This is a genomic window from Aurantimonas sp. (assembly GCF_964217435.1).
In the GTDB taxonomy this organism is placed as follows: Bacteria; Pseudomonadota; Alphaproteobacteria; order Rhizobiales; family Rhizobiaceae; genus Aurantimonas; species Aurantimonas coralicida.
The window spans coordinates 1-26,347 of the sequence record NZ_CAXPJM010000035.1 but is presented as its reverse complement, the minus strand read 5'-3'; the positions used below and the strand labels follow the sequence as shown (position 1 = coordinate 26,347).

Genomic DNA, 26,347 nt, shown 5'->3' with positions numbered 1-26,347 from the left:
CAAACGGCGGCGCCTGCGCCGCCACCCGTGTCTAGCGGCTGCCGCGGCCAGGCACAACAGGGAGTTTAAAAAAGCGTATGAGCAGTCAGAAGAAGGCTTCCAACCGCCAGGGTTTCAAGACCGGAGAGAGCATCGTCTATCCGGCTCATGGCGTCGGCCAGATCGTAGCGATCGAGGAGCAGGAAGTAGCGGGCATGAAGCTCGAGCTCTTCGTCATCGACTTCGAGAAAGACAAGATGCGCTTGAAGGTCCCGGTCGCCAAGGCCGAATCCGTCGGCATGCGCAAACTCTCTGAAACGGACTTCGTCGAGCGCTCGCTGAAGGTCGTGCAGGGCCGCGCCCGCGTGAAGAAGACCATGTGGAGCCGCCGCGCCCAGGAATATGATGCCAAGATCAATTCGGGCGACCTGATCCAGATCGCCGAAGTGGTCCGCGACCTCTATCGCGCCGACAGCCAGCCCGAGCAGTCCTATTCCGAACGCCAGCTCTACGAAGCCGCGCTCGGCCGCATGGCCCGCGAACTCGCGGCCGTCAACGAGGTCTCCGAGACCGAGGCTGTGCAGCTGATCGAGCTCAACCTCAACAAGGGCCCGAAGCGCGTCGCCAAGGGTGAGGAAGAAGCGGAAGCCGAAGGCGAGGCCGATGCACCGGCGGCTGCCACCGGCGAGACCGACGAACAGGAAAAGGCCGCCTGAGGCCACCTTCGACCTACCTTTCGTCCACGGACGAAGCCGGGCCGGCCACCGCAAGGTGCGCCGGCCTTTCTTGTGGCGCAGGGCCCCGAGCGCCATCGTTGCCTCTGCGCGCAAACTGGCATAGGCTCAGCGCACGGCGATCCTGATCGCCTTTGCGCGATCTTGCGCGCCGGTCGCCATCGGCCCGGTTCCCTTGCCGAATACGGCACCTCCGCTACCTAAGCCAAAAAAGTTTTCCCCTCCGGGAACGTTTGCGGCCAGTCCGTGTTTCATGAACACCGACGCGTGAACCCGCAAGCAGCCTCGCTCGGTAGGCCACAGCGCCTCATAAGCTTGACCGGAGGGTAACCGATGAAGTCACAGTCCGCTCGCCGTACGCTGATCCGCGCGGCCATGTCCGCCCCGTACCTGCAGCGCGAAGAAGAGTACGAACTGGCGGTGCGCTGGAAGGAAAAGCGCGACCAGGAAGCCCTTCACAAGATTACCTCCGCCCATATGCGCCTCGTCATCTCGATGGCCGCCAAGTTCCGCCATTTCGGCCTCGCCATGAACGACCTCATCCAGGAAGGCCATGTCGGTCTTCTCGAGGCCGCGGCACGGTTCGAGCCGGAGCGGGAAGTGCGCTTCTCGACCTATGCGACGTGGTGGATCCGGGCATCGATCCAGGACTACATCCTGCGCAACTGGTCGATCGTTCGCGGCGGCACCTCCTCCGCCCAGAAGGCTCTCTTCTTCAATCTGCGCCGGCTGCGGGCACGGCTCAGCCAAGGCGCCGACGGCGGCGTGACCGGCAGCGCCATGTACAAGGAAATCGCGACGGCACTGAAGGTGTCGGAGGGCGACGTGGCGCTGATGGATTCGCGGCTGTCCGGCCCTGATTCCTCCCTCAACGCCCCCTTGATGGAAGACGAATCCGGCAGCGCCGACCGACAGGATTTCCTCGTGTCGAACTCGCCCCTGCCGGACGAGATGGTCTCCGTGTCGATCGACGACGAGCGTCGCGTGACCTGGCTGCACAGTGCCCTCGACGTCCTGTCCGAGCGCGAGCTGAAGATCATCCGCGAGCGCCGCCTGCAGGACGACGGCGCAACCCTGGAAGCGCTGGGCACCAAGCTCGGCATCTCCAAGGAGCGGGTGCGCCAGATCGAGACCCGTGCGCTGGAAAAGCTGCGCGCCGCGCTGCTCGAGACCAACGCCGACCGCAGTGCCTATGTGAGCTGATCGCCAGCATCACTTCGAACGAAAAAGGGGCTCCCGATCGGGCGCCCCTTTTTCGTTGGATCGCAGTCTGGCGCCTCGTGGCCGACCAGCTACTCGGCGACGATCTTGTATCGCGTGCCGGGCTTCACGTTCTCATTCGCATCGAGATCGTTGAGCAGCCGGAACATCGCCGTCTTTCCCTCGACGCCAACCATGCGGGCGGCCAGTGAAGCCGTGCTGTCGCCGGCCGACGCCGTGACGATCCGGATACGCAGCGGCTTCAGGCTCTCCTTCTCCGCCGTCGAGAGAAGCCGGAACGAGTTCGCGACCTTGCCCGCGATCCCGGCCGCCGTGCCGGCGGAACTCGCCTGCACGGCCGTCAGGAAGCGATAGACCTGTCCGCCGACCCGCACCACGGTGACGTCGAAGACATATTCACCGCCCTCGGCCCGGGCCGACACCGCGTCGAGATTGCCGATCTTGAAGGCGCGAATGCTCGACGGGTCGAGCCCGCCGATCCAGCCGCTGTTGACGTAGTCAACGAGGCCGGTGGTCTTGGGCAGCGCGACGCCATCGAACCGGATCGCTGTGTCGTTGGGGCCGCTCGCCAGCACGGCCTCGGCGGTGTTGTCGATGACGAAGCCCTTCGGCACTTCGAAGGTGATGCCGAGCCCGGGATGATAGAATCGCTGCTCGCGGACATATCCCTCGACGGCGGAATCGCCGAACAGCATGCCGTCGATGCCCGCCAGATAGCGGTCGCGATCGGTCGTCCCCGTACCCGGCTGGCCGTATTCGCGCGCATGGCGGTTGGCGAGATCGATGCGCTGCGGCGCCGACGGATGCGAGGCGAGGAAGTCCAGCTCGGGATCGCCGGCCTGGAACGCCGTGCGGATCTTGGCATAGGAATCCATCGCCTGCAGGAAGCGCGCTGCGGCGAACGGATCGAAACCGGCCTTGGCGATGTGGCGAATGCCGAGAATGTCGGCCTGCAGCTCCTGCTGACGCGAGAACTGGGCAAGGCTCAGCTTGCCGCGCGCCAGGGCGACCTGCCCGGCCGGCTCGCCCGCCAGCACTTCGCTGACGACCCGGCTGGCGATCTCGGCGGCCTGCTCGCGCTGCTGGCGCTCGATGCCGTGATTGGCGGTGATATGCGCCATCTCGTGGCCGATCACTGCAGCCACCTCGGCCGAGTCATTGGCCAGCGCCACGAGACCACGGGTGATGTAAACGTAGCCGCCCGGCAGCGCGAAGGCGTTGACGTTGGGCGAGTTCAGGATGGTGATGCGATAGGCGCGGTTCGGATCGTCGGTCTGGGCAGCCAGTTTGCCGACGATGGTGGCCAGCGTCCGCTCCAGCTTGGGATCGGAATAGGCGCCGCCATAGGCCGCCAGGATCTTGGGGTGCTGGGAGCGTCCGATGACCGATTGCGGATCGCTGCGCTGGACGTTCTCGAAGGTGATCGGACGACGCGTCGCGGCATATCCCGCCTGCACGCTGCTGCTGGCGGGCGATAGCCCATCCAGCCCCGCTTCGATCGTGGTGCAGGCGCCGGTCGCCAGCAACGCGCCGAGCGCGACACCGCCGATCATGCGGCGCACAAGGCGTCCCGCACGACCAGGACCGGAGTTCATTGCCATCGCTGCGATCGTCGCCCCCACAGAACCGCTTCGCTTCCCGAGACTCAAGGCTTATCCGAACCGCTGTCACACGGGTTAGGATCGATCAGCAACAGATTACGAAAAAGCGCCGCCGCTTTGCCTCGTGCCTTCCCCTGTCCGCTATCGGTAAAATCCGCCGGAAATACGTCAGTCGCGAAGTTAGCCGGCCGGTCTCTTGTCGGTCGGGGTCAAGGTCGTTCCCCGGGCGCCAGAGTGCCGAGATAGCGTGCCACCCGCGGATCGCCGTCTCCGGCCAACAAAGTACGCGTCGGCCCGATCGCCGCGATCTCGCCGGCGTCCAGAAATGCCGTCCGGTCGGCGTGGCCGACAGCATCCTCGGGATGGTGCGTGACCATGACGATCGCCGGCGGATCCGCGCGCCCTACCCGCAATTCGGTCAGGATCGCCAGCATCTCGCGGCGAAGAGCAGGGCCAAGTGCGGCGAAGGGCTCGTCGAGAAGGAGAAGCGGCCGATCCCGCAGGAAGACCCGCGCCAGGGCCACGCGTTGCCTTTCGCCGCCCGACATCTCGGCCGGACGCCGCTTTCCGAAGCCCGCCAGCCCGACCGCGTCCAGAGCCGCCTCGACGCGGCGTCTATCGGCAGCAGCCACCCGGAGATCGGGGGCGATGCCGAGGGCGACATTGCGGAAGACGTCGAGATGGGGAAACAGATTGTTGTCCTGGAAGACGATGCTAAGCGGGCGTTCCGCCGGCGCGACACCCGCCATCGCGCGTCCGTCGATGGCGATCGTGCCGGCGGAGGGCGCAGCGAATCCCGCGACGAGGTCGAGCAGCGTCGACTTGCCGGCACCGCTCGGACCGATGACCGCTAGCCATTCGCCGGCCTCCACCGCAAGATCGAAGCGCATCTCGCTGCCGCCATGGGCAAAGCGGACATCGTCGAGGACGAGGGCCTTCTTCATGCCGGATGGTCCCTTCGTGCAAGACCGCGCTCGGCCAGCGCCATCAGTGACAGGCACAGGATGCCGAGGAGCAGCGCCAGTCCGGCCGCGTCGGCCGTGCGATAGCTGCCCATGCGTTGCAGCAGGAGATAGGGCAAGGTGACCAGGTCCTGGCTGCCGAACAGGGCGATGGCGCCGAGATCGCCGAGCGAGATCGCCAGCGCGAAGGCAAAGCCGAGCGCGACAGGCGCGCGCAGGACCGGCCAGTCCACGACCCGCAGCCGCGACAGGCCTGCAAGGCCGAGGCTGTCGGCCAGCCGGCCGGTCGCCTGGTTGGCTGCCGCCAGCGCCGGCCCGACGATGCGCACGATGAAAGGCACGGCCATCGCCGCGTTGGTGGCAACCACGACATAGGGCGCGGCGGCAAAGACGTCGGTGACCTGCCGCAGCGCCAGGAACCAGCCGGCCCCGACCACGATGGGGGGAACGACGAGCACGAGACTGGCCGTCGTCTCCAAACCGTTGCCAAGCGCCTGCCTGCGTCGGGTCAGCCGGTCCGCCGGCGCGTTGCGCAGCGCCTCGGTGGCGAGGACGATGGCCAGCGAGACGGTCATCGCAAGAAGCGCGGCAGCCGTCGCGATGACAATGCTGGTGATCGCGGCACGATGGACCGCTGGATCGGCCAGCAACCGCGCCAGGTCCGCTTCCAGGCCGTGCACCACCACGGCGACGAATGGCGCCAGGACGAAGCCGATGCCGAGGAGCAGCACGAGCGCGTCCAGCACGGCCCGGGCAGGACTGCGGCGATCGTAGCGCAGCGCACGGCCGCCCAGGCCGAAACCGGCGGCGACATCGCCGCCAAGCCGGGTCGCCAGCCACAGGACGATCGCCGTCAGGCCGATCTGGACGAGCGACAGCGTGATCGCACGGCCGGGATCGAAGTCGTAGCGCAGCGATTGGTAGATCGCGACTTCCAGCGTCGTGGCGCCGGGTCCGCCGCCCAGAACCAGAACCAGAGTGAAGCTGGTGACGCAGAGCATGAAGATCAGGCTCGCGGCCGCCGGCAGCGCACCGCGCAGGGCCGGCCATTCGACAAGCCGGAACGTGGCCAGCGGGCTCAGCGACAATTGCCCGGCGAGCTTCCAGCTCTCGGCCGGCACGCGGTCGAGCCCGGCCAGCATCAGCCGGGCGGCCAGCGGCAGGTTGAAGAAGACGTGGGCGATCAGGATGCCCGAGAGACCATAGATGTCGAGCCGCGCCAGTCCGATCGTCGCAAGAGCGTCCGAGACGAGGCCGTTGCGACCCCAGATGGTGAGGATCGCCAGCGCGCCGACCAGCACGGGCAACACCTGCGGCAGGAGGAACAGGCGCAGCACTGCACGGCGACCGGGAAAGCGGGCACGATGCAGGGTCAGCGCCAGGGGGATGGCCCCTGCCACCGACAGGAGCGTCGATAGCACCGCCTGCTCGAGCGTGAACAGGACGACCCCGAGGAGATAGCGATCGCCGGCCACCGCCCGGAAATCTGGCGAGGCGCCCGTCGCAAGGATAAGCACGACGAAGGCGCCGGCCAGGAAGCCCACGAGGATGCCGGCAGCGCCGAGGCCGAGGCCGATCCGCCAGGCACGATCCGCAGCACCGGTCATGAATGCCTCACCGGGACGCGCGCTCGATCGTCAGCGGCCGATCGCTTCGAGCCATTCCTGCGTCCACGCCTTGCGGTTCGCCGCCACCGTTTCCGGATCGATCATCAGGGGCGTGTCCACCTGCACCAGGCGGCCGAACGCCTCCGGCAGATCGATGCCGTCCGCGACCGGCAACGTCCAGTTGGTGGTGGGGATCAGCGACTGCACCTCGGCGGTCAGCATGTAGTCGAGGAAGCGCGTCGCCAGTTCGGCTGTCTCGGTCGTCTTCAGCATTGCCGCCACCTCGATCTGCAGGTAGTGGCCCTCCGCGAAGGCCGCGGCCTGATAGCGGTCGGTGTCTTCCTCGATCATGTGGTAGGCGGGCGATGTCGTGTAGCTGAGAACCATCGGCACCTCGCCGCTGGTGAACAGGCCATAGGCCTCGCTCCAGCCCGGCGTCACGGTCAGGATGCGCTTCGACAGCTGCTCCCATTTGGCAGCGGCCTCGTCGCCATAGATCTTCTTCATCCACAGCATCATGCCGAGGCCGGGCGTCGAGGTCCGCGCGTCCTCGATGGCGATCTTCACCTCGGGATCGCCATTGACCAGATCGTCGAGGCTCGCCGGTGGTTCGGCAATCGCCTCGCTGTCGTAGACGAAGGCGAGATAGGAATAGTCGTAGGGGACGAAGATGTCGTCCGAGAAGCCGGTCGGCACGTCGAGCCCCGAGAGATCCGCCCCGCTCGGCGCGAACATGCCGGTCGCCTTGGCCTCTGGGATGAGATCGGTGGTCAGGCCGAGGACTATATCGGCTTGGGTCGAGGGCCCTTCGAGCTTGAGACGATTGAGGATCGCGACGCCGTCTTCGAGACCGACGAACTGCAGGTCGCAGGCGCACACCTCTTCAAAGCCCGCCTCGATCTTCGGGCCCGGCCCCCATTCGGGCGTGAAACTCTCATAGGTATAGACGGTGAGCACCGGCTTGTCGGCCTGGGCGACCGCGCTGCTCGCACCGGCCAGAAGGGCGGCCGCGCAAACGCCGAGATGGCGAATGGACAGAGGCGAGGAGGAGACAGGTCGGGCCATGGTGGTGCCTTTCGATACGGCGGCCTTCGAAACGAAAGCATCCGCGAGACACCCGCCGACGCCCGCATCCCTCCGCCGGTATGAGCCGGATCAGGTTCGACGGGTCGGCATGCGCCTCTCAGCCCGAAGGCACCCCGTGTGAGCATGGGAAGACTTAGAGGTCACACCGCTTGCCGGCAAGGGCGGCCGCGCCTCTTGAGCAAGGGGCATCTCTGCCGTTGCACCTACGTCGAGCTCTCGCGTCGGACCGCCAGGCTGCGCGCCGGCGCGGCAGGCAGGCCATACCCTCGCCGGCGATCCAAAAGCAATGTCGCGGCAGCCGATTGGCGTTTGCGGCCCGATGCTGTAGGCGAGCCGCGATGTCGCGCTTTTCCATTCTCCTTGCCGGCCATATCGCCCCGACCCCTGCGCTGATCGATGCGGTGAAGGGCACGCGGGTCATCGCCGCGGATGACGGCCTGCGTCATGCCGCTGAGCTGCAGGTGACGCCGGAACTCTGGGTCGGCGATTTCGATTCCAGCCCGCCGCGGCCGGCGATCGAACTGACCAGCCTGCCCCGCGAACCCTATCCCCGCGACAAGGCGATGACCGACGGCGAGATCGCCATCGAGGCGGCGCTGACGCGTGGCGCGACCGGCGTCCTTCTGGTCGGTGCGCTCGGCGGCCCGCGCAGCGACCACGCCTTCGCACACCTGATCCTGGCCCTGCGCTATGCCGCCCGCGGCGTCGGCGTGGAGTTGTTCGACGGGATCGAACGCGCCTGGCCGCTTGGACCGGACCGTCGCTCCTTCGATCTTGCCCCCGGCACGCAGTTCTCGATCCTGAAATTCTCCGATCTTTCCGGCTTGACGATCTCCGGCGCGAAATGGCCGCTCGACGGTGTCGACCTGCCATTCCACTCGATCCTCACACAGTCGAACGAAGCGCTGGGGCCGATCGCCGTGACGATCCGCCAAGGCACGGCGCTGCTCGTCGCCCAGGCCGATCCCAAGGTGCGATGATCCGCAACCCCGCGGCGCGAGAGCGACGCAAGCAGACTTGGCGAACCCTGCGCCTTCGACTAGGTTGCGCGCGGTCGGTCCCGTAGCTCAGCAGGATAGAGCATCAGATTCCTAATCTGAGGGTCACTGGTTCGAATCCAGTCGGGATCACCAGACTTTTCAACATCTTGATAGTCGAGCCTGGTGATGCGTTGCGAACTCGTTGCGAAGGCGTTGCGACAGGCCCGCGGCCGGGAGCGTGGCGATGGTGGCCGACAGCCCACTTGCCGACCAGAACAAGGTCGACACCCTGGGGAAATTGGCCGACCAGGAGATGGGGTTGGCGTGGTACTGCAACGCCTGCAATCGGAAGCTCGGCCTTGATCTGGATGAGGCCATACGGCGTTGGGGCCGCGCCCAGGTCTTCATCCAGTGGAGTGCGCCGGTGAAGTGCTCCGGGTGCGGCAGCCGAGACATCGTGATGATCGTGCAGGCGAAGGTGCCGGGGCGATGACCCGCCTCGTGCCATATCTCTGGGTCGCCCTTGGCCTCGTCGTCACCCTCGCGCTGTGGCCGGGATCATGGTTTATCGTCGCCGAGATTTTCCGGTGAGGGCCAGATGAGGATCCGATACAATCAGCGCTGGGAGTGGGTTGGCTTCGTGCTGGTCGTCGGGGTCCTGCTCTATGCGGCGTTGAAGATGGGATAGGAGACGGTGATGAGCGAGAGAGCAGAGACCGCAGAAGAGACCTTGGCGAAGTGGGATCGGCTTCTGCGCGCTTCCGTCCCTGAGCGGCACAAGTCCTGCACCAGCCCGGTCGGAGCAGTCCAGTCCTACATCGGCGAACTGGAGGAGCGGCTGGAGGCTGCGGGTGGAACCGCGCCGAGCGACATGGCCTAGACGCAAGAAAACCCGCGCCACCCAATCAAGGGCAGCGCGGGCTGGGTATATCGGCAGTGAATTTGAGCAGGTTTAGCGGGGATTCCGCATAAACGGGTAAACCGGCTAAGCCGGTCGGGGCGGCACCTCAAACGGGCCAAGCACCGTGTCCACCACGCGGTCCCCGCAGACATGGGCCATATTCATCTGCACCGCGGGCGTCTCGGGATAGGCGGACACGTCCCATGCCCACGTCCCGAAATACTGCATCCCGAACCAGCTTACGGGCTTGGAGCTGTCCGGCGTCTTGTCGTCAACGAAGTGGAAGGGCACCGGCCGCAGCGCATTGCCATTGCGCGCCAGACCCTCGTAGCTGCCAGGGTACGGATCGCAGTCCTTGAGCTTGAAGCCCCACACGTCCACCAGCAGCTTGTCGCCCTCGAAGCGCTCATTATAGCCGGTCATGCCGAACGCTACCGGCACCGTCATGTTGAAGATGCCGATGAACAGGGCGGCGATGATGAGGCCAACGGCCGGGCTGACGATCCATTTTTTCATGAGCTGAGAAGTCCTTGAAGCCACTCGGCGAGGCCGTTCTTGAACGCGATCCACAGGACGACAATGCCGGCAGCCCATTTCAGGCCCGAGCCCAAAACACTCGCAAGCCATGCAGAGGACCGAGCAGCCCGCCAGACCTTGGCAACTTCGCGGAGGGCTTCCGCCTCCTCCACCGAGAAGACGGTGATCTGCCGATCCTGAATCGCATTGAGGAGTTTGTGTAGCGCCTCGTCGCCGTCTTTCGGTTGTGTCAAAGCCGCTACCTGTCGTTTGCATGGCGGTTGCCTTCGGGCGATGCCCACGGCTTAGACGAGCGCTTTCGCGTCTCGTGCCGGGCGGGCTGTGGGATCGTGTCGGTTGATGTCCATGATCCATTAACCGCCGCTCCCGCATTGTTTCCGGAGCCGGCGCCCTTCCTAGTCGAGGGTGTTGGTCAGGAGGCCGGGAGGTTGCACCCTCTCCGGTCTCCGCTTGTCACCAGCAGCCTAAGCGCCGGCCATTCTCGTCGTTCGCCTCGACGCGCTCCATGCCGGCACGATCCGACTGGATGAGCGCGACTGTGCCCGCCGGGCTAAGGCTGTTCGGGCGGAACCCCGAGCAGGACCCGACAGGGGTCGTCGTCGCGCACCCCGCGAAGGTGGCGAGTGCAAAGCTCATAGTCAGACAGGTTGCGAAGAGCCGCATCGTCCTTGTTCCTTTCCCGTTCCGCGTCGGCGGCGCTCTGAGCCCGCTCCGCTTCGATCTTCGCCCGCTCGGAATTCTGGATCGAGGAAACGACCCAGATGACGGCCGACCCTGCCATCGTCACGATGATGGCGATGGCGACCCACTTCGCCACTCCGGTGAAGCCGAGCATCAGACTTCCACCGTCTTGCCGCGCATGGTGTTCCAGCGGCGGGCGATGACATCGCGATAGCGCCACGCGACATAAACCAGCGCGGCCACCGTCACGGCGCCGACGCCATAGGCCACCCACTGCCAGGGGACGCCGCTGACGAGCGTTGCCGCGGTTCCGGCCGCACCGGAGCCGGCAAGCGCGCCGCCGCCCTTCTTGATGGCCTCCTTGGCCGCCATGGCGTCACGGCGAAGCTGAGCGATCGTTGCCGGCCCGAGAATGCCGTCGTTGACCAGATGCGGATGTGCCCGCTGGTAGGCGAGAACCGCCGCCTTGGTCTTCGCGCCGAACCAGCCGTCGATAGCGCCCGGATTGAAGCCGCGCTCGGTCAGCATCTCCTGCGCTTCCTTAACGACCGGGTCGGGCTGCTTCGGTGCGACCGGCTCCTCCGTGCGGGGGATGCCTTCCGGGGCGACATCGCCGATGCCCGTATAGATCCCGTCGCGGAGCAGCACGGCTTCCTCCTTCCGGCGGCGGACGAGGCCCGGCAGCTTCTGGCCCTTGGCGGTATTGTAGTGCGTCGAGAGATAGGCAGCGGCGTCGGCATAGCGCCCAGCGAGCCAGCGCTTCATCCACACCCAATTGAGCGAACCCGAGCCGAGGTTGTAGGACACCGAGACGGCAGCATCGAATTCGTGCTGCTTCGGCGGGCGCTGCCCCTTCGCCATAGTGCGATCGACCGGGGGCTCGTATTCGCCCGAGAGCATCGCCGCGAACATCTGGTCACTCTGCGCCTTGGTGATCTTCGTCTTGCCGGGGACGATCTTGCCGCCCGGCACGCCGATGGCCTTGAGGAACGCAGTCGCGACGCGCGATCGGTTGGTGGCGCCGGTTCCGATCGTCGGAACCCTGACCGGGTCGAGATAGCCGGTCAGCACATCGCCTTCGTGCGCGCGCATGAAGGCGCGCCCCTTTGCGGACGTGTCCATGGTGTTTCTCCTATGGTAGGATAGGGCTTTGACGGAGGGTCGAATGAAGATGATCAGCCCGTGGCAGGCTTACCTGCGCCTTGCTCTACGAAACGAGCCGAAAACCGAGGACTGGCGCTGGGTGCGGCTCGGGGAGCGGATTGACGCCCGCTGGATCGATGGGCGCTGGGAGACGCGGCCCCATGAGTTCACGAGGGAAGAGGCAGAGGCGTACGACGAATACCTCGCCGAGGTGCAGCGCTGGTAATCAGCCCGATGCAAAAATCGTCGAACTGATGTCAGATTGAACGTACTCGCCAGTGGCGTTGTACATTCGATATACATTGGCGTCGCCGTCTTTCTTGATGCCCGTGGCGTAGCCGCCGCAGCGGATGCGACCACCGCCGCCCGCAATGTTCACACCGGGGAGGCGCTGGCCGTTGAGCGCCACCGAATGGGCGCCGTCGAGGGTGAACTGGTAGGTGGAACCGACCGAGACCGGGGTGGCACCCGTGAAGGTCCATCCCGACACAGAGGTCCTACCGCCGCCGACCCCGTACAGGAACCCCACGGTGAAACTGAGGCCCGCCTCCAACAGCGTGGTGACGCCCTCGAAGCGGAAGTCGCCGCCCGTGGAGAAAAGGTGGGCGTTGGCACCACCAGCAATGCTCCGGTAGGCTCCCGGTACGGCGCCGATGGAGCCGCCTGAGTATGACCACATATGGTAGCCGCCCGAGAAGGTGCCCCAGCGGATGTTCCACTCATCCACCACGCCGTGCTGGGCAGCCTGGAAGCCGGTGGCTCCGGTACCATCAGCGACCAGCGTGAAGCCGTCCACGATGATGGCGCAGAAGTCGCGAGCCTGAAGGCCGATTTGGTTGGCCGGCACATGCCACACACGGGCCGTGGGGTTGTTCTGGACACCCACGAGGTACGACACGTGGTAGCCGGTCAGCGGGTAGGTGATGGCGATGCCGGCTTCCGTGAAGTCCGGGGTCAGGACCTCGATGGTGGGTCCGTAGCCGTTGCAGTCCACGTGAAAGGCGATGGCCTCGTAGGCCGCCTGGATGGTTGCCTTGGCGCGTCCCGTGACCAAACCATCGTTGGCATTGCTGCCCGTCGAGTGGTTGACGTAAATCTTGATGCCGGGTGCGGGAGCCAGATAGCGGTTCGGGCGGCTCACCCGCCACACACCGCTCGCCTTGAAGATGGCGCAGGTCTGGCCCGGCCACAGGTCGAACGGGACGAACTCACCCTCGGTGTTGGTGATCTTCTGGATGCTGTCCGTGCGGTTGACCACCAGGTTGAAGTGGCCCGCAAGATAATTGATCGCCGCGCCGTAGGATAGCGTCTTGGCGGTGCCCAAGAGGGTAATCGTGTCCCTGTTCTGGGCCGGGGTCACGCCGAAGTTCTCCGACACGGGCGATTGTGTGCCGTTCAGCACGCCGGCTGCCAGCTTGGCGTCGGCCTCCGCCTTCAGGTAGTGCCCGTCGTCGAAAACCTCCCACCACGCGCCATCATCAGACTGGAGCTTGTCGGACGAAACAGGCTCGCTTGCCGCGCGCTTGTAATTCCGGGCGCCACCATCTCCGATTGATGTGAACCCGAAGGTCTCGATAGTATCGATCGAGGGCGCAATCGTCGCCGCGATCGCATCGGAGCGAGTGTTGAAACCGCGCCGCAGTGGCGTGCTGACCTCGCTCTCCAGCAGGTCGAGCCGGTCGCCTGCATCGATCGTCTCCAGCGCGGTCACCCGGCTGTCGAACACAGAGACGTCGGGCGCATAGAGGTTGAGATCGGTGACGTCCTGGATGCCGAGGACCTCGAAATCGGTCTGCGGGGTCGAGCCGAACGTCTGGATGTATGGGCGCGCATAGCGGGCGCCCGCCGGCGGCACCAGCACACCAGAGCCACCATCTCGCGAGATAGCCTTTTCGCGTGTGACCCGACCGCTGCCGGTCGTGACGTTCGGCACGTTCTCGATGATCGTGAACTGACTGGCGCCGGCCAGCGCGTTGCGAGCCTGATCGTACCAGAAGACGCCGATCTGGACAGTGTCGCCACTCGGATCCACCGGGTTGACCCGGCGCCGGAAAACGAAACGCGTGCGGTAATTCCGGCCCGGCTCCAAACTGAGCATGTAGCGGGTCGCGATGAGGTCCGCGCCGGCCACTCGAACGATATCGCCGTCGTCGTCGAATCCCACTTCGCTCGGTGCGAGAGGAGCATTGTTGATGGCGTCGCCGCCGGCTGTATCTCGGGTGAAGAGATAGGGAGAATCGCCGGGGCGCTGCGCCTGGCGCGCGACACTCTGCCGACCCAGCGTATCGAGCGCTTCCAGCACCTCGGAATTCGTCCCGGAACCGCCTCCGCCGCCTGATCCAAGGACAACCGCCACGTCGTCGATCGAGAAGCGGCGGAGGACCTTCTGCGATCCCTCGAAAGCATGACCGAGCAGTTCGACCGGCATGGAGGCTGATGGAAGGCTGGTGCTGCTCGATCCGGACATTCGGTCTCTCCAATGCAAAAAGCCCGCAAAGCGGGCATTGATCAGGCTGTGTAATTCGCGGGTTAGATGGTCGCAGTGACAGGACCGGCGGGATCAGACGCCCGGCCGTTGCCGTCGTAGACGACGACCCAATAGTCGTAGGAGGGCGCGCTGAACGTAAGGGACGCCCCCGATGCAGTGGCTGTAGCCGCCAGCGACAGGTTCAACGAAGTCGCATTGTAAATTGCCTGAATCGTCGTTCCCGCCGGAATGCCGGTGCCGAACACGCGCATGCCGACAGACAGAGAGGCCGTGGGGACGTTGTAGACGATCTGCTGACCACTCTGAATGTCACCATTGCCGGCGATCGTTGGCACCGCGTTATCGATCGCGGCGACCACGTTCGGCCCATAATACAGAAAGTCGCTGGCAGGTGTGCTGGTGGAAAACGCAACACCGGCCGCGGTTCGGAACGCGCGTGCTGCCGCGATTCTCGGATCATTCGGGTTTGTCCACTGCACGGTCACATCGAACCCACTGACGGACGTCGAGAGCCCGGTGGCAAGGGCCAGTGGTGGCGGGTCGTCGACTCCGACCGTTTCAGTGGTAGTCGAGCTCCAGTCACTCGTCAGGCCGGTCTGCCCGACCGACCGCGCCTGAATTTCGACGACGTCGTCCTTGTCGTAGCCGGTTATCGTGATCTTGGACGAAATGGCGAACGCGGACAGCGGTCCGGACCACGTGCCGGCCCCCTGCAACCGGTGCCTGGCCTCGTAACTCGTGACGCGAGTCGTACCGGTTGCCGTCAGAAGGACGCGAATCGGCGGATAGCCGACGTCGCCGCTCTCGCGGGCCGCCTCACCAGAAAGCACGTCAACGATCACAGGCACGCCCGGTGCCGCGATGTCGATCACGACGTCCGACCCAACGCGGCCATCCCATGCCGGCGGGACGTCCGCATCAACGAGGGCATCAATCTCCGGAGCGTGCGGAATGAGCGTCAGAAGCGCCGACAGGTCTTCGCCGTTCTCGACGTCCTTCACGATCGCTTCCGTCGTTTCGTTGCCGAGCTTCCCGAAGAAGGCCATGTTCCCCACTTCCGGCAGGTCGCCGTCCCCTGTGACGCGCACCAGGCGGGACGTGCCCGGCCGTGTCGCGACGCTGCGCAGGACGCTCGATCCGTCGGTCAACCGAAACCGGCAGGCGTAGCTCTCGCCGGCTTCCATTGTCATCTGCTCGTCCAGGACAATGGTGTTGCCGCGCACGGCCTTAACCAGACCAGCCGTCTGGTTCCGAAACTGCGAAAGCACAACGAGGGAGCCCCGCACAGCAACGAGGCTTTCGACATCCTGTTGAACCGACCATTCCTCATAACGCAGGTCGAGTTCGTAGAACCGGCGCCTGCCCTCCTTCCAGACAATGTCCGGATTCGTGACGCCGATCATCGGAAGCTCCTCGGTATTCACCGGATCGCCGACGAAGCCAGGCCGCGGCACCACGCGCTCAGCGTTCTCATACTGGTAGGTTTCGTCTGAGAACGGGATCCGCCAGGCATCTGGCAGCGTGGTCGGCGTGATACGGCCCTTGAAGTTCCAGGAATTGCGCGGCCCGATATGCGTGACCACGGTCGTCTGCGGCCGATCGATTACGACACCCCACTTGGTGCCATCGTTCGATGGTGTTGCACGCCCTGCCCTACAGACGTCCATGAGGACTTCCTCGAACGTCGCGTCATAGTCGTGGACACGGTCGTAGGTGAGGCCCTTGGCAGCGCACCATGCGTGCCAGTCCTGAAGCTGCACGAGATCGATCTGCGCGTCAGTCTTTGGACGAGCATTGAACGGTCCCTGCAGGACGTAGCGGTAGAGCGATGCTGGATTCCGCGTCGACCGCGTGATCCACGTTCCGCTTCCCGCATCCCAATCGAGGCAGATGCAGGTGCCAATGAAATTCAGTTCGTCGAGCGTGCCGTTGGTAAGCTTCGTCGCCTTGACCTTGGCGGCAACGATCGCAAGAGGCTTGTCGAAGTTCAGCGGATATTCCGGGCGATGCGCTCGGAGGCAAATCCACTGCGTCAGTTCGGATGCATTTTCCGACGAGTCCCCATCGTCAACCCGGGTGAGCCGGACCTCGTAGCGGGCCCGAGTGGGAGGCGTCCATCGGAAGGTCCGGGTGAACGGCTTGCGTGTCTTGGCGCGGACCTCCTGCTCGCTGACGACCAACCACGTGGTGCCGCTCACGATCCTGTGCTCGATCCGCAGGATCATGCTGTGGCTTTCGGTGTCCCCCTCGTCGTTCGTATCGTATAGACCGCCGGGAAAACCGAGATCGATCGACAGTTCAGCAGCGTCCGCGGCAGAGACGCGGGTGACTGGCTGCTCGCCCTCTTTGCTCGTCTCCAGTTCGACACCGACCTGATCCTCCACCACCTGCTGCGGGTAGATCGAGATCGGCGCGTCACTGGCGTAGCCATTGCGGACCTGCACATCGACGACGCCGGCCTCGAACTCCGCAATCGGCGTGTCGCCGATCCGAATGTCTTCGATCTGCAGCGGCCCGTATGCCGCAGTCATCGTCGTGATGTAGCGGTTGTCGCCGATGCTCTCGGTGAACGAGGACGCGGCCAGAGGCAGGGCAACCCGGTGACGGCCGAGAATGAACGGCACTGGCCCGTTCGGATTGCGCGCGTTCTTCCAGCCTTCCACCGAATAGGTCGGGCTTTCCGAACGCCCGTCGTTGCGTGCCGTCGGGATCAGCGCGTTCAGCAGCGCGTTGCCGGCGAAGGCGAAGGCGGCTGTCGCGAGCGCTGTCGTCGCGGTGGCGCCGATTGAGCCGGCAGTGAAGCCGAGCGCGCCGGCCAGCAGCGGACCGACGTAGAACTGGCCCAGCGCGATGGCTGCGACGGACACAACGACCGACAGGACGTTCTTGATGGCGCTGCCCTGCGGCACGATTCGGATGACGACCGACATCCCCGGCTTCGGCTTCACCCTGCGCCAGTGCTTGGCGGCAATCGTCCAATCGCCAATCAGTACACGGACCATGCTCAGCCGCCCAGCTGAGAGCGACGGGAACGCAGCCGAGACCATTTCGGCAATGGTCATGCCCTCGGTGACCATCATTTCGATCCGGCCGCGCGTCGGGTCGATCGACGGCAGCGCCAGCACGGTGACCGGCTTCGGAATGGTAGCGATCGCGGTCATGCCAGGTCCCTGTGCCGGTAGAAGCCGATCAGCCGCGTGCGCCACTTGCCACCTCGATAGTCTTCGATCCGGCTGTCATGGCCTTCCTCGGCATGCAGCATCCGGCCCGGCGCCACGACGATCCCGACATGCGCGGCGATGGGCCCGCGGCGGAACAGCCCGACGTCGAAGGCGCGCTCGCTGCCCAGCGCGACCGGACGCCACGGCTCGGCCTCGGCAGCCTGAAATGCCGCGGCAATCTCCTGGCGCTCCGCGATACTGGCATAGTCCTCGGTGTAGGAGGGAAGCGTGATGCCGCGCTCGGCGGCGAAGACAGTGGTCACAAGCCCCCAGCAGTCGCACCCGTCCAGCGCCCGCCCCTTCTCGATGAACGGCAGGCCGATATAGGCGTTCGACCAGGTCATCGATGGAGACCGGGAAACCGGCTCTTCGTCTGGTGTCCGAACGGACAAGCCACGCCCATCACGTCCTCGCGCGAGACTGAAACAGTGATCGACGCCTCGTCGTAATCGGCAGAGATCGTCCGCAGGTCCGTCCATTCGAAGTCGACGTAATCCGGCGTCGAGGCGAGCACGACCGCGAAGTCCACCCGGGCCGGCGTCTTCAGTTCGCGCACGACATCGATCATGCCGGCGTCGACATTCTCGAACGTGATGTCGGTTGCCGTGACGCCTTGCTCGCGGTTCTCCGGCAGCGTCGCCGACATCAGGGCGAACATGAACTCGGCCGCCGTGGCGAGCGTGCCTGTGGTCGAGCCGATAAGGCGCGACCGCGTGCCATAGGTCAAAGGATCCGTGGACAGACGCAACGTCGGGTCGGTCGAGAGCCGCAGCGGCTCGTCGAGGCTCTCGTGGGTGATCGTAACCAGCACGACCGGGTTCTCTCCGGTCTGCCGATCCTGGATCGCTTTGCGGAATTCAACGCGCATCAGGGCATCACGCTCAACTGCATGGAAACTCGGTAGGTGTCACCGCCGATGGCGTCGGCCGACCATGCGTCCTGGCCGAACATCACGATCCACCAGGCGGAGATCAGCAGCGGGATCCCGGCTTCGGTCGTCAGCACGTCGCCCTCATCGGTAAGGAGCGGCTGATCGTGGTTCACCGCGTCGATGATCAGGAACGGCAAGACGCCGCCATCCGTGTCCTCGTCCCAGAACCGCTCGAACCGGGCGAGTTCATTCGTGGAAAAGATGAAGCTGCCGGAGATCGGCCGGACGACGGCGGAGTAACGGCGCCGGGCCTTCGCGGGCCCCTGCCCCATCGGCGAGAACTGGCGACCGTCTCCGGCGCCGCGGCTGTAGCCGTCGCGCTGGAACCGCTGCGCGACGCTGTTCGTGAAAGGCCAGACCGGGATCGCCATTATCGGATGATCCGTTTCTTGACGCCAAACTCACCGCTGATGGCGCGGGCCGACTTTGACCCGGGCCGGCCAAGCGTCCCTGCCACCGCCTCGTCGAACACGATCGTCTGCCGACGGCCGCCACGGCTGTCCGTCTCTTCCCGCGTCTCCTTCACCGGCGGCGCGTTGACGAACGTCTGGTAGAGCGGCGCGGCACTGGCCGGCGCCGACGGCATGGCCGGCATGCGCAGCGCGACTGGAATGCGGCGACCATCCGGCAGCGGAACAGCGGCCTCTGGCAACGGGCCTTCACCGAAGATCGCAGGCCGGTCGCTGATGCCGCCGTTAGCGAATAGACCGACGGCGCCACCGCGGATCGCTGCCGATGCGCCTGCCGACATGGTGCCGGAACCGAAGCCTCCCCCGAAGACGCTGCTCAGGAAGCCGCCGATGCCACCACCGCCGCTCTCCTTCGACATCCCGTCGAGAAGCTGCTGCAGGACGCCGCCGAAGCCCGGAACGAACTGGTCTGCGATCTGGCCGATGCCGGCGTTGATGGCGCCTGTCGTCTGTGCGAGGCCGCCGGCGAACGACGCGCCTGTCTTGGCGACATCGGCGCCGACATCCGGGAGCTTCGCCAGTTCAGCCTCGAACCGCTCCGCATACTGGCCGACACTGGTGCCGAGCGAATCCTTGCGGCCGAACTTGCCGATGCTGCCCTCGCCGCCGAACCACGCCTGCGCCGCACCGCCGCGGCCATACTTCTCGACGTATCCGCCGAACCGGTGATCGAAGATCGCATCCTGATAGCCGGAATTGGCGAGGAATGCGGAAGGTGAAATCTCCTTGCCCAGCGCCGCCTTCGACCACGGGCCGACGTTCGATTCCATCACCTGGTAGCGGCCGAGCGCGCGGCCATACTTCGGGTGGGTCGGGCCGATCGCGGCATAGTCGCCGCTGCCCCGGCTTTCGATCGCGGCAATCGCCTCACGATAGGCTGCCATGCTGTTGTTGTCGTTCGCCGTCAGGGCATGCGCAGACGCGACGCGCGCACTGGCCGGGTCGAGCGCCGCGCCGATGGCGCCCGCGGCACCAGCATCGGCCGAGCGCACCCACATCGCCGTCGCCGGCGTCAGCCCGACGGTCTCTCTCGTGGGGGCTGAGAGCTTCCCGTTCACGCCGCCGAAGACCGCGCCGAACACGCTGTCGGCTGCCTCGGTAAATATCTGGTCGATCAGCTTCGCATTGATCCGGTCGAAGGCGTTGCCGATCGCTTCCATCGGCTTGAGGCCGTTCTCGATGATATCCGAGCCGATGCCGGTCCATGCTTCGCGGTTCATGTCGCGATAGGACTTCAGGGCTTCCGTCTGCCGGATGTAGGCCGCCTCGACGGAATCGAGGCCGAGCCCGGTTCCCTGCAACTGCGATGCGATCTGCTGCTCGCGGTCGCTCCGGAAGACCTGGTCGCGTTCGAAATTGAGATCCTTGCGCAGGTCTCGGATGCGATCGAACTTCTGCTGTGCCTTGCGCGCTGCCTCGATCGCGGCCGTGAATTCGCCGACGCGCTGGGCCGCCTGCCGGTAGTATTCCAGTTCCTGCGGGTCCACGACCATGCCCGCCTCTGCAGCGGCGCGCTTCGCGGCGGTCACGAGTTCATACTCCGCCCGCAGCGAGGCGGCAGCCGGCTCGGTCATCCCGATTGTGGTGAGTTCAAGCTGGAGCGACTCGACGGTGTCGTATGCGCCCTGAATTCGGTCGGCAGTCGCCTTCCGCCAGTCTTCGGCAGCCTTCCTGGCCTTCTCCGCGGCTTTGGCCGCAGCCTCGGCCCAGACACGGTCGATCTCGACCTGTCGCGCAGCGTTATATGCTTCGACCGCCTCGGTCGCCCCGTCGACGCTCTTCACCAGTTCGTCGTACTTCCGGTTGACGTCCGCGATGGCTTCTGCCTCTGCGGACAAGCCTACAGCCGCACGGTCGGCGCGCGCTTCCCGCAACGCATCCTGAGCGCCGGAAATGATCGGCGCGATAGCTGCGTCCCTGGCCCGGCGCGCGCCTTCATAGGCCGACAGAGACCGGGCAGATTCCAGCGCCTCCTCGAAGAGATCGTTGATCTGCTGGACTTCCGTCCGGCTGTCGCGCGCGAACTTGCCCAGCCCTTCTATGCTGTCGGCGAAGTTCGCTCGGAGATTGGCTGCCGAGCGGGCCGCATCGTCCATTGCGTGGCGAGCGCCCTCGATGCCTTCCTGCAGTTCGACGAACCCGGGAACGGCGCCGAAGACCTCCTTGGCGAGTTCCTTGACCTCGTCGGTGGCGCCGGTCTCCGCGATCCGCGCGAGCTCATCCTCGAACGTCGCAAAGTCCGGAACACCATTCTTCGCGGAAATTGCTAGATCGTTGAAGGCGTCTCGCAAAGCTTCGAACGATGGCTGGACCCGGCGATAGGTGTTTTCGCGGCCTGCGAACGTGCCGGTGATCAAGCTGTCGGCCTCGTCGCGGAGCCGCTCGATGTCCTTCTGCACCGTGAGGTTGGCAGCAAGTTCCACAGAAGCGATCGAGCGACGGCCATAATCCTCGGATGCTTGCGCCGCCACGCCATAAGCATCTTTCAGCCCGCGGATGCGCTCATCCTGTCGGGCAAGCGCGTCTTCGATCGGTTCCACATCACGGCTGAAGGCGTAGGCGAACGCACCGGCAGCGGCAGCCAAGGCAACGAAACCCAGGCCGACCGGCCCGATCGCACCAGCAAGAGCCGTCGTCTGCGCGGCGAGGCCCTTGACGGCGCCGGTCACGCCGCCCTGCGTACCTGCGAGGATCTGGTAGACCTGACCACCCTGCGACGCCATGACCTGGAATGGCGATGCGCCCATCAGCAGCATCGTCGCGACGTCGTTCACCTGATAGCCCAGGTTCTGCATCTCGAGCGCGCTGAGCTTCGTGTTGTCCTTCATGCTGCCGAGCGAGCGGCTCGTCAGGAACAACCGCTGCTGGGCGGTCTGCATGCCCATCGCCAACTCGTCGTCGGACAGGAGCCGCATCTGGTTCAGCCGGACGTATTCCGCGACCTCCGCATTGTAGCGGTTCTGCGCGGCCGTCATCGGGTCGATCTCGGCTTTGATCCGCTCGACCCGGGCGGTGAGTTCGTCCGCGGCATCCATCTGCTCTTTGAAGAACAGGCCGGAATCGCGGGCGGAGTTGCGCGGGCCGGCGCGGACCCCGAGCATCTCGTTGTAGGTGATCTGCGAGGTGCGAGCGGCCTGGTCGGCGCGAGCGCCTTCGATAAGCTCGCGCTGCGCCAAAGCGGCACGCTCGGCGGCGATCTCGATTTCCTGATGCGCGCGCTCGATCTCCATGAGCACAGACACAGTCGCACCGGCGTCGGACGCCTTCAGGCCGATGCCGAGGCTCTCGTTGAACACCTGGCCGAACCGGGCGGACCGGAAGGAGTTCATCTGCGCGGCGTAATCGGCGGCCGCGCGCTCAGCCTCTTCAAAGGCGCGAGCGGATTCGCGGGCCGAGTTGCTGACGGAATCCATCCCCGTCTTCACGCCGAGCATCTGGTTGACCGCGGACTGGTCTACGAGGCTCGTGATCTTCGTGTTCTGAAGGTTCTGCTGAATGCGGCGCAGTTCCGTCGCGAAGGACTCGGCCGATATCGCGCCGGTGTTGAGACCTGCCTGGATCGCGTTCAGGTCTCGCGCATATTCGCGGATGGCCCGGCCGCTGGCATTCGTGCGCTCCGCATAGGCGGCATACTTGCGCGCAGCGGCCTCGGCCTTGCGTCCACTGGTCTCGATCGCGGTTCCGGCATCGTTGGCGGCCACGCTGGCCTTCTGCGCGCCTTGCGTGAGGTTCTGCAGGCGATCAAAGACGCGCTGCGCGCCCTGCTCGCGAATCTCGACTGTCTTGACGACGCGATCGACCACGGGCGGGCTCCGGAACTATCGGATAGAATGGCCGGCGCCATTATCGCGGCGCCGGCTTCTCGTCTTTCTCGCTCGACCGATCCCGGGCCTTCTGCCTCTCTTCGAGGTAGACGGCATCCATGGCGCGGATGGTGCGAAGGAAGTCTGCCCGGTCGTCAGGATCATCGATCCCGAACATCTGGCAGTAGGCGAGGATTTCAGAGAGGGGGATGGGCCCCTCGTAGCCCATGGCGACAGGCCGGGATCCGGCCAGGTCGTAGAAGGCTTGAAGGGTTGGCGCGAGATGCGGGAGCGTCTCGGTGCGGTTCAGCCAAGCCTTCGTCTGCCGGCCTGCTGCGGCTAACTCGGCGAACCACTCGGCTTGTTCGCCCCACTGGATGTTCCAGCGGAGGCTTTCGGCGAGTTTCCCACCGCAGCTTCCTGCGCGTCGGCCAGGAACAGCGAGCGGTCGTTCGCCGCGGCACGGATGTCGGCGAACAGGTCCGGATAGCGGATCAGAACTTCGGTGACGTTCTCGACGGTGAAGGCGCGATCGGCGCCGTCGTCACCAGGTACGCCGTTCCAGCCCACGACGACGGTCTCGGCGTAAAGCTGGGCGAACAGCTTCTTCGCGACGTCGTCGTCCATTGTGTTCGTCTGGATCTGCCGGGTGTATGGCTTCATCAGCGCTTCGCGGCGCTTCTCGAACTTGCGGTTCGATCCGCCTGCGCGGTGGATGGTGAATTTGCCGGCGCGGCCATAGTCCAGCACAACGCCGGCGCCGCTCTCAGCGTCCGGGCTCGTGCCGAAAATCTCGTCCAATGCGTTCATGGTCTCGGTTCCTTATCGGGATCGGGTGGCGGGCCGGAGTCCCGATGCTCCCCGGCCCGCCTTTCTGCGCAGAAGCTGTTCAGCCGCGCGGCGGCTAGTCGGGATCTGATCTGGTATCTTCGGGCTTCGGCTTGGGCTTCGACCGGGCAAGGCCGGCGGTGCGAAGCTGGTCCGAGCGGTCGTTCGTGACGGTGAGTTCGTCGCCGACCTTTCGGTGGACGATCTGGCCGTCCTCGTATTCGTCGAAGCCCTTCGTGACGATGACGGTCTTCATGATCAGACCGCCCGGGTAATCGTGATGGTGGCCTCCGACGTGGCGTCGTAGAGCGCCTGCCAGTTCATGTTCATCATCACGTCCTGGTCGTTGCCCCCGGCAGTCGGGTTGCCGCCGCTCAGCTTGATGTTCGGAAGCTCGAACTTGTAGCGAGAGCCGGCCTCGGTCCCGAGCGTGAATTCGAGGTCGACGGACGTGTGGTCAAGGAAGGCGTCGTAGATCGCCTCGTCCTCGAAGTAGACGTTCATCGTCCCGGTCAGCGCGAACCGGCCGTAGCCCTGCCCGGCCGAGTCCATCGATCCGACGACGTTCTGCTGGCGCAGGTTGTTCGTCATTTCGAGCGTCAGGCCCTGGATGAGCGGTGAGGCTCCGAGACCCGTGACCACCAGGCTGCCGAAGTCCGCCGAGGCCGACAGGACCGACGTGGTCGTGGCATCGGCATAGGTCGCCCCGGTGACGGGCACGATGTCCTGCGCAACACCCTTGCTCATCACGCCGAAGCCGAGCGTCACCAACTGCTGCGCCGTGATGCCGAGGCTCATCGTGTTAATCGACGTGCCGCCGTAGCGGTGCATGATCGGCGAGCCGTCGCTCTTCATGAACGTCTTTTCGAGCAGCATGCTCTTTTCGAGGACGCCGTTCTTGAGCACATCGGTGCCCCACTCGGAGCACAGCATCATCGAAAACCAGTCGTCGAATGTGCCGTAGGAAAACTCGGCGTCGATATTGCCGGCGCCGGACCGGCCGACCTGGATCAGATCGGAGACGTTGCGATCCTCACGGATCTCGTTCGAGACCACCGTCTGCTTATCCGCGGCGAGGCTCTCGCCGGTGAAGCGGATCTTCTCGAAAGGCGGCGTGGCGGGGACAACGCCCCAGGCGGTTTCCGGCACATATGCCAGACGGGTCTTGCTCGCGGAAATTCCGGCCATTGTCGTAGGCTCCTTGGCTCAAAGAAAACCCGCCTCAGAGGGCGGGTTGAACTTGCCCTTCGCGGGCGGTCTCCGGCGGAGCCGGGATGATGTCGGCCTCAGCCGTTGATGTCGAAGTCGTAGGGGACGACCCACGCGAGCTTGTAGTAAGAGCCCGCGTCGTTCCCATCGTCCGTCACGGGTGATGTCGGGGCGTAAGTTCGAACGCCGTCGAAGCGCTTGCCACGGAACAGGGTGGCGATCTCCGCCGCCCACTGCCGTCCCTGCTCGATCGCTTGCCGCTGTCGTGGCACGCTGAGGACGAAGCGGATGCCGCCGGTCTCCCGATAGACGTTGTTTTCCGGATCGCCGGCAGTGATCTGCGCACTCGTCGAAAACGGATATTGCACGACGAGGAACGCCGATGCGTCGCTTGGGGCTCCGGTCTGCCCCTCATCGTAGACCGGGCAGCCGCTGAAGCCGGCGGCGAGGCGCGACCGAACAGCCGTGTCGACGTCTTTATGCGCCATAGGGTGTCACCACGATTGCCGGCTGGCGCCGGAGCCACTCTTCTCGCTCAGCGTTGCTCATCGTCCGGCGTCCGACCTTGAACAGGCTGGTCCCCTGCGCCCAGCTATCGAGCGCTGTCTGCCCGGTCAGCGGCCGATAGGTGAACTTCACCTTTGCCAGGTTTCCGAAACGCCTGTTGGAAACAGCGGCGACCGTCTGGAAAACGCCGTCCGGCGCCTGACGAGACAGTCCGCGTTCGATCTTTCGCGCATAGGGCTGCGAGTTGATGAAGACCGCCTCTTCGAAGGTCTCCGGAACGCTGGCAGGATCGTTGTGCTCAATGCCGTCGATGATCAGCAAATGCGATGCCCGGTAGCGGCCGCTGCGCGTCGGCGATGCCGCCATGAGCGAGCCCCAGATGAACCCGATCGCCTGCCCGACGAACTCCCACTCGGCGAAGACCATGCCGCCGGGTTTCACCGACATAAGTGGCGCACCTTCGCGCCCGTCGACGAACACCTTGCGCGGAACATCGCTTCCGACGGCCCTGCGGTTGATCGCGTCCGCTACGGCGATCTCGTCCCGTGCCACATCGGCGAGCCGCTTGGTGCGGGCCTCTGGCGAAGCGAGATCGTCGATCATCGCCGTGAACTCGCGGGCGAATGGGTCGAGCCGGGAAACGGCAGCGCGGGCCATCAGGCGCCCCTCGCCGTGACCTCGTAGACGATCAGGTCGCCCGCGATCCGATGGGTGGAGTCGTCGGCATCCTCGATCGTCAGCGTCTTCGCGCCGGGCTGCCCATCGCGGAGCAGTATCTGGTCGCCTTCAGCGAGAGGGGTCGCGAAGGTCACGTCGTCCGCGAAGATGATGACCTTTCGCGCGCCCTGATCGATGCCGCCAACGAGTTCGTCCGGCTGGTATCCGGTCACGATCGCCCGCGCCTTGCAGTTCTGCACGCCGGCGTCGAAATCGTTCCGGCGGATCGTGATGATCTCGCCCTTCCGCATCTCCTGGCGCCACTCTTCACGCGTCCGCACAGGGTCGGCCTCATTCTCGACGGCGACGATCTTCACGAAGCGCTTCAGGTCTTCGTCCCGGTCAATCGACTGGATGTCGAACACCTTGCCGCTGATCGTCAGCCGCATGAACTCGGTGATCGCCTGGCCGTCCATCCAGTCGAAGGTCAGCCACTGCACCTTCTTCGACATCTCGACGCCGAACCGCGTCCACTGATCGGACTGGCGCGTCGAGACCTCGGCCCAGAATGTGCCGACGGTTGACCACACCTCGGTCGGCACGCCGGCGATTGTCTGATCGACTGACTGCTCGACGAGGACTTCAGTGTTGCGGCTGCCGGCACGGTCGTCCATTTGCCCTCACATGAAAAAGGCGGCCCCGAGGACCGCCCATATTGCCGCGCTGATGGCGAGGCCGCTGATGATGCCGCGGAATGCGGCAAGATCGTCAGGCGACGACGGCATCAAACACAGGCGAGAA

At 65.2% G+C, this 26,347-nt stretch carries 27 protein-coding genes, 1 tRNA gene and 1 riboswitch; of the genes, 7 read left to right on the top strand and 21 right to left on the bottom strand.

Going from position 1 to position 26,347, the window contains the following annotated elements; all coding sequences use genetic code 11:
• Nucleotides 1–77: 77 nt before the first annotated feature.
• Nucleotides 78–695 (top strand): CarD family transcriptional regulator, encoded by a 618-nt coding sequence (locus ACEQX1_RS13805; RefSeq protein ID WP_024349824.1) that lies wholly within the window; start codon nt 78–80, stop codon nt 693–695.
• A 351-nt stretch (nt 696–1,046) separates the two neighbouring features.
• The gene (locus tag ACEQX1_RS13800) at nt 1,047–1,916 is read left to right on the top strand and encodes an RNA polymerase factor sigma-32 (protein WP_009210780.1); all 870 of its coding nucleotides are present in this window, start codon (nt 1,047–1,049) and stop codon (nt 1,914–1,916) included.
• A gap of 89 nt (nt 1,917–2,005) precedes the next feature.
• Here the strand turns inward: ACEQX1_RS13800 and ACEQX1_RS13795 are convergent, their stop codons facing one another.
• From ACEQX1_RS13795 to thiB, 4 genes are all read right to left on the bottom strand, one after another.
• Nucleotides 2,006–3,529 carry a M48 family metalloprotease gene (locus tag ACEQX1_RS13795; protein WP_370194169.1) on the bottom strand — a complete coding sequence of 508 codons (1,524 nt, stop codon included), beginning with the start codon at nt 3,527–3,529 and terminating at the stop codon, nt 2,006–2,008.
• A gap of 215 nt (nt 3,530–3,744) precedes the next feature.
• Nucleotides 3,745–4,479, bottom strand: a complete 735-nt coding sequence (thiQ, locus tag ACEQX1_RS13790; protein ID WP_370194151.1) for a thiamine ABC transporter ATP-binding protein — start codon at nt 4,477–4,479, stop codon at nt 3,745–3,747.
• On the bottom strand, nt 4,476–6,104 hold the full coding sequence (thiP, locus tag ACEQX1_RS13785; protein ID WP_370194152.1) for a thiamine/thiamine pyrophosphate ABC transporter permease: 1,629 nt from the start codon (nt 6,102–6,104) through the stop codon (nt 4,476–4,478). Before thiP ends, thiQ begins: the two co-directional genes overlap by 4 nt.
• Before the next feature lie 30 nt (nt 6,105–6,134).
• Nucleotides 6,135–7,169 (bottom strand): thiamine ABC transporter substrate binding subunit, encoded by a 1,035-nt coding sequence (gene thiB / locus ACEQX1_RS13780; RefSeq protein ID WP_370194153.1) that lies wholly within the window; start codon nt 7,167–7,169, stop codon nt 6,135–6,137.
• A 50-nt stretch (nt 7,170–7,219) separates the two neighbouring features.
• Nucleotides 7,220–7,316: riboswitch (TPP riboswitch) on the bottom strand.
• 212 nt (nt 7,317–7,528) lie between these two features.
• Between thiB and ACEQX1_RS13775 the strand changes: the two genes are divergently transcribed.
• The 4 genes from ACEQX1_RS13775 to ACEQX1_RS13760 all read left to right on the top strand — a co-directional run bounded on the left by ACEQX1_RS13775 (nt 7,529) and on the right by ACEQX1_RS13760 (nt 9,050).
• On the top strand, nt 7,529–8,170 hold the full coding sequence (locus ACEQX1_RS13775; RefSeq protein ID WP_370194154.1) for a thiamine diphosphokinase: 642 nt from the start codon (nt 7,529–7,531) through the stop codon (nt 8,168–8,170).
• Between the two features lie 76 nt (nt 8,171–8,246).
• Nucleotides 8,247–8,323 (top strand) — tRNA-Arg (locus tag ACEQX1_RS13770).
• 91 nt (nt 8,324–8,414) lie between these two features.
• Nucleotides 8,415–8,663 carry a hypothetical protein gene (locus tag ACEQX1_RS13765; protein WP_370194155.1) on the top strand — a complete coding sequence of 83 codons (249 nt, stop codon included), beginning with the start codon at nt 8,415–8,417 and terminating at the stop codon, nt 8,661–8,663.
• A 204-nt stretch (nt 8,664–8,867) separates the two neighbouring features.
• A complete protein-coding gene (locus ACEQX1_RS13760; RefSeq protein WP_370194157.1) occupies nt 8,868–9,050 on the top strand; it encodes a hypothetical protein in 183 nt (60 codons plus the stop codon).
• A 105-nt stretch (nt 9,051–9,155) separates the two neighbouring features.
• Here ACEQX1_RS13760 and ACEQX1_RS13755 read toward each other — a convergent pair whose 3' ends face one another.
• The 4 genes from ACEQX1_RS13755 to ACEQX1_RS13740 form a co-directional block, all read right to left on the bottom strand.
• Nucleotides 9,156–9,587: a hypothetical protein gene (locus tag ACEQX1_RS13755; protein ID WP_370194158.1), complete on the bottom strand. Its 432-nt coding sequence runs from the start codon at nt 9,585–9,587 to the stop codon at nt 9,156–9,158.
• Nucleotides 9,584–9,841, bottom strand: coding sequence for a hypothetical protein (locus ACEQX1_RS13750; RefSeq protein ID WP_370194159.1), 258 nt, complete (start codon nt 9,839–9,841; stop codon nt 9,584–9,586). The genes ACEQX1_RS13755 and ACEQX1_RS13750 overlap by 4 nt, the downstream gene beginning before the upstream one ends.
• Nucleotides 9,842–10,158: 317 nt before the next feature.
• The gene (locus ACEQX1_RS13745; protein WP_370194160.1) at nt 10,159–10,443 is read right to left on the bottom strand and encodes a hypothetical protein; all 285 of its coding nucleotides are present in this window, start codon (nt 10,441–10,443) and stop codon (nt 10,159–10,161) included.
• On the bottom strand, nt 10,443–11,411 hold the full coding sequence (locus ACEQX1_RS13740; protein WP_370194161.1) for a glycoside hydrolase family protein: 969 nt from the start codon (nt 11,409–11,411) through the stop codon (nt 10,443–10,445). The genes ACEQX1_RS13745 and ACEQX1_RS13740 overlap by 1 nt, the downstream gene beginning before the upstream one ends.
• A 43-nt stretch (nt 11,412–11,454) precedes the next feature.
• Between ACEQX1_RS13740 and ACEQX1_RS13735 the strand changes: the two genes are divergently transcribed.
• A complete protein-coding gene (locus ACEQX1_RS13735; protein ID WP_370194162.1) occupies nt 11,455–11,658 on the top strand; it encodes a hypothetical protein in 204 nt (67 codons plus the stop codon).
• On the opposite strand, the gene ACEQX1_RS13730 is transcribed toward ACEQX1_RS13735, so the two are convergent.
• The 13 genes from ACEQX1_RS13730 to ACEQX1_RS13670 form a co-directional block, all read right to left on the bottom strand.
• Nucleotides 11,659–13,899 carry a hypothetical protein gene (locus ACEQX1_RS13730; protein WP_370194163.1) on the bottom strand — a complete coding sequence of 747 codons (2,241 nt, stop codon included), beginning with the start codon at nt 13,897–13,899 and terminating at the stop codon, nt 11,659–11,661.
• A 62-nt stretch (nt 13,900–13,961) separates the two neighbouring features.
• On the bottom strand, nt 13,962–17,081 hold the full coding sequence (locus ACEQX1_RS13725) for a host specificity factor TipJ family phage tail protein (RefSeq protein WP_370194164.1): 3,120 nt from the start codon (nt 17,079–17,081) through the stop codon (nt 13,962–13,964).
• Nucleotides 17,078–17,485 carry a C40 family peptidase gene (locus ACEQX1_RS13720; RefSeq protein ID WP_370194165.1) on the bottom strand — a complete coding sequence of 136 codons (408 nt, stop codon included), beginning with the start codon at nt 17,483–17,485 and terminating at the stop codon, nt 17,078–17,080. Before ACEQX1_RS13720 ends, ACEQX1_RS13725 begins: the two co-directional genes overlap by 4 nt.
• Entirely contained in the window at nt 17,482–18,009 is a 528-nt protein-coding gene (locus ACEQX1_RS13715; protein WP_370194166.1) for a hypothetical protein, read from the bottom strand. The genes ACEQX1_RS13720 and ACEQX1_RS13715 overlap by 4 nt, the downstream gene beginning before the upstream one ends.
• Complete coding sequence (locus ACEQX1_RS13710; RefSeq protein WP_370194167.1) at nt 18,009–18,443, bottom strand: hypothetical protein; 435 nt, start codon at nt 18,441–18,443, stop codon at nt 18,009–18,011. Before ACEQX1_RS13710 ends, ACEQX1_RS13715 begins: the two co-directional genes overlap by 1 nt.
• Nucleotides 18,443–22,345 carry a phage tail length tape measure family protein gene (locus tag ACEQX1_RS13705; RefSeq protein WP_370196934.1) on the bottom strand — a complete coding sequence of 1,301 codons (3,903 nt, stop codon included), beginning with the start codon at nt 22,343–22,345 and terminating at the stop codon, nt 18,443–18,445. Before ACEQX1_RS13705 ends, ACEQX1_RS13710 begins: the two co-directional genes overlap by 1 nt.
• 40 nt (nt 22,346–22,385) lie before the next feature.
• A complete protein-coding gene (locus ACEQX1_RS13700) occupies nt 22,386–22,574 on the bottom strand; it encodes a hypothetical protein (protein WP_370193296.1) in 189 nt (62 codons plus the stop codon).
• Between the two features lie 110 nt (nt 22,575–22,684).
• Nucleotides 22,685–23,155 (bottom strand): hypothetical protein, encoded by a 471-nt coding sequence (locus tag ACEQX1_RS13695; protein ID WP_370193295.1) that lies wholly within the window; start codon nt 23,153–23,155, stop codon nt 22,685–22,687.
• 94 nt (nt 23,156–23,249) lie between these two features.
• Entirely contained in the window at nt 23,250–23,429 is a 180-nt protein-coding gene (locus ACEQX1_RS13690) for a hypothetical protein (RefSeq protein WP_370193294.1), read from the bottom strand.
• Nucleotides 23,430–23,431: 2 nt separating this feature from the next.
• Nucleotides 23,432–24,361, bottom strand: a complete 930-nt coding sequence (locus ACEQX1_RS13685) for a phage tail tube protein (protein WP_370193293.1) — start codon at nt 24,359–24,361, stop codon at nt 23,432–23,434.
• Nucleotides 24,362–24,459: 98 nt separating this feature from the next.
• Nucleotides 24,460–24,870 (bottom strand): phage tail terminator-like protein, encoded by a 411-nt coding sequence (locus ACEQX1_RS13680; RefSeq protein ID WP_370193292.1) that lies wholly within the window; start codon nt 24,868–24,870, stop codon nt 24,460–24,462.
• Nucleotides 24,860–25,546, bottom strand: coding sequence for a hypothetical protein (locus tag ACEQX1_RS13675; protein WP_370193291.1), 687 nt, complete (start codon nt 25,544–25,546; stop codon nt 24,860–24,862). The genes ACEQX1_RS13680 and ACEQX1_RS13675 overlap by 11 nt, the downstream gene beginning before the upstream one ends.
• The gene (locus ACEQX1_RS13670) at nt 25,546–26,220 is read right to left on the bottom strand and encodes a head-tail adaptor protein (RefSeq protein WP_370193290.1); all 675 of its coding nucleotides are present in this window, start codon (nt 26,218–26,220) and stop codon (nt 25,546–25,548) included. Before ACEQX1_RS13670 ends, ACEQX1_RS13675 begins: the two co-directional genes overlap by 1 nt.
• Between the last annotated feature and the right edge of the window lie 127 nt (nt 26,221–26,347).